At 48.1% G+C, this 2,371-nt stretch carries 1 protein-coding gene and 1 pseudogene; both read right to left on the bottom strand.

Annotation, left to right across the window (positions count from 1 at the left end):
- Window positions 1-905, bottom strand: a pseudogene (locus VIP81_RS12460) (hypothetical protein); the annotation flags it as partial.
- 74 nt (window positions 906-979) lie between these two features.
- Window positions 980-2,197 carry an IPT/TIG domain-containing protein gene (locus VIP81_RS12455; RefSeq protein ID WP_331960737.1) on the bottom strand — a complete coding sequence of 406 codons (1,218 nt, stop codon included), beginning with the start codon at window positions 2,195-2,197 and terminating at the stop codon, window positions 980-982.
- Window positions 2,198-2,371: the final 174 nt, after the last annotated feature.

Genomic DNA, 2,371 nt, shown 5'->3' with positions numbered 1-2,371 from the left:
ATACCGCGATCAGCTTCATGGATCCGGTTTCTTTCCACCGTAATATTTCTGGCGCCATCTACATAAATAGCAATCGCACCATGTCCGTGTGCGCCACCCACCGGGCCGCGGGTCATATCGATGTTGTATAGCTCGTTATCGCTGATTACACCGTTGCGGGCATAGTTAAAGGCCGGATTGGTGTTGGCGGCATAGCCACCTGCCGCATCAATACCGATGTTTTCAGTATTGTAGATCGTGTTGCCACGGATAGTGAATCCATCTACATAACCATTGATGGTGAGGTTTTCGCTGTAGCCGGTTTTGGTATCGTGAATAACATTATTTTCTACGAGAATATTCTTCATCACATCAGCGGTGTTACCAATAATTTCGATGCCATGACCACTTCTGCCTTGTGAAGGATCTACATTATGCTCAATGTTATAAATTTTATTATTACGGATGATGATATTGCCGGATCCTGCATCGGCTGTAACACCGTTTACGTTGGCGCCGGGCGCACTGCTCTTTAAATTGCAGATATCAAAGCCTTCCAGCACTACATAGCTGGCGTTGTGGATGGTCACCAGCGACTCCTTACCGGAAACGGTGAGTCCTGTTCCATCAATAGCGGCTTTTTCGCCGGCGTATGCTTTCAGCGTGATGAGTTTTTCGAGTCGGCCGGAGTTGGGGAAAGCTACTTTTTCGTAGTAACTACCGGCTCTTACAATCACACTATCGCCCGGAATGGCCTTTGCCAAAGCGCCGTTGATGGTGCGCATTGGGGTACCAATAGCGCCATTGGCGGCATCATTACCGGTAACGGATACGTAGTAAGTATGTGTTTTGGCGGCTACAACGGGTTCGCTGGTACTGCCTTTGCTGCAGGCACCTGTAAGGAATGCCCATAAGAAAATATACATGTTCCTGTTTAACATAGTTTAAAAATAGAAGGCGGCAATACGATGTATTGCCGCCCGGGTTCGCATATAGACAATTATTCTGAAACTATTTTTCTAACCCTGTTATTGTTCTTATCCAACACATAGACTACGCCATTTTTATCTACCGCCACCCCCATGGGCGCATTAAAATTAGCCAACCCGCCGATACCATCCGAATACCCGGCTACACCGTTGCCGGCATAAGTGATAACATCCCAGGTATTAGGAGAAATTGCGCGGATACTCTCGTCCACATTAGTACCATAGCTGCCGTTACCGGCCACATATACAGTACCGTCGCCATCTACCGCAAGGCCCCATGGATTTGCAAAACGTGCAGCCGCACCGGTTCCGTTCACAAAACCGGGAACGCCTGTTGCACCGGCAATGATGGTAGGCTCCCAGGTACCTGCTTTATACCGGATAATAGTGTGTCCCGTGTTGCTGGACACATACATGTTACCGCCGTTATCGAAGGCCAGCCCGCCGGGCGCACTGATTCCATTGACAATAGCGACACTGCTGCCATCTGCTTTCATTTCAAAAACGCTGCCGCCACCGGTACTGGAATAGTAGATTTTTCCGGAGGCTTTGTCTACTGCTACATTCCATGGCTCCTGCGCAGTACCACCCAATGTGGTGGTAGTACCATCCGGCGTAATTTTCCGGATGCTCCAGGTACCCGGATCTGCGGTATAGACATTCCCCTGTGCATCTACCGCCAGTCCATATGGAATCTGGAAACGTGCCTCCGTGCCTTTACCGTCGCTACCACCGGCGTTACCAGGGCTGCCGGCCAGGACGCTCGCGTTGCCGGAACTGTCTATTTTACGGATGCAGGCATTACCGGGATCCGTCACAAATACGTTGCCCTTATCATCCGTGCCAATACCCATCATCCGGTACCAGCTCTGCCCATTAAAGCTGAACATCGCATCGGCTCCTTGTCCATCTGCAAATCCCGCGGTACCACCACCTGCCAATGTACTGACAGTCGTGGTAAATATATAAGTAAAGGGGGCGCTGCTGACAACACTATCTTTCCCCATTGTTACTACCAGACTACCGGAACCGCACTTTTTAGGCACTATTACCATAATCTGTTTGGTATTGGCGCCTATGATCGTACAAACTTTACCATTGATGGTTACCTTTATATCTGATGTATCAGACGAAAAATTATCACCAGTAATTAATACTTCGGTAGTGGCCCCACCTGTAGCGGGAATAAAATCGGTGAGCAAAACAGGTTGCCCTTCGGCGTGTTTCAAATCACTGTCTTTTTTACAACCTGTAAATGCAGCTGCAATCAAAAAACAACCTGTAAGTATATATGAATTCAGAGGCCTGATCATAGCAGTTAATTGAGATTTAAATAAAGAAAATTATTACCACCCTGGATTCTGTACCAATCCCCTTGCTTTTTCCAAATCCGACTGTTGTAT

It is taken from the genome of Chitinophaga sp. (genome assembly GCF_036566945.1).
In the GTDB taxonomy this organism is placed as follows: Bacteria; Bacteroidota; Bacteroidia; order Chitinophagales; family Chitinophagaceae; genus Chitinophaga.
This window is presented reverse-complemented; position numbering and strand designations above follow the sequence as displayed.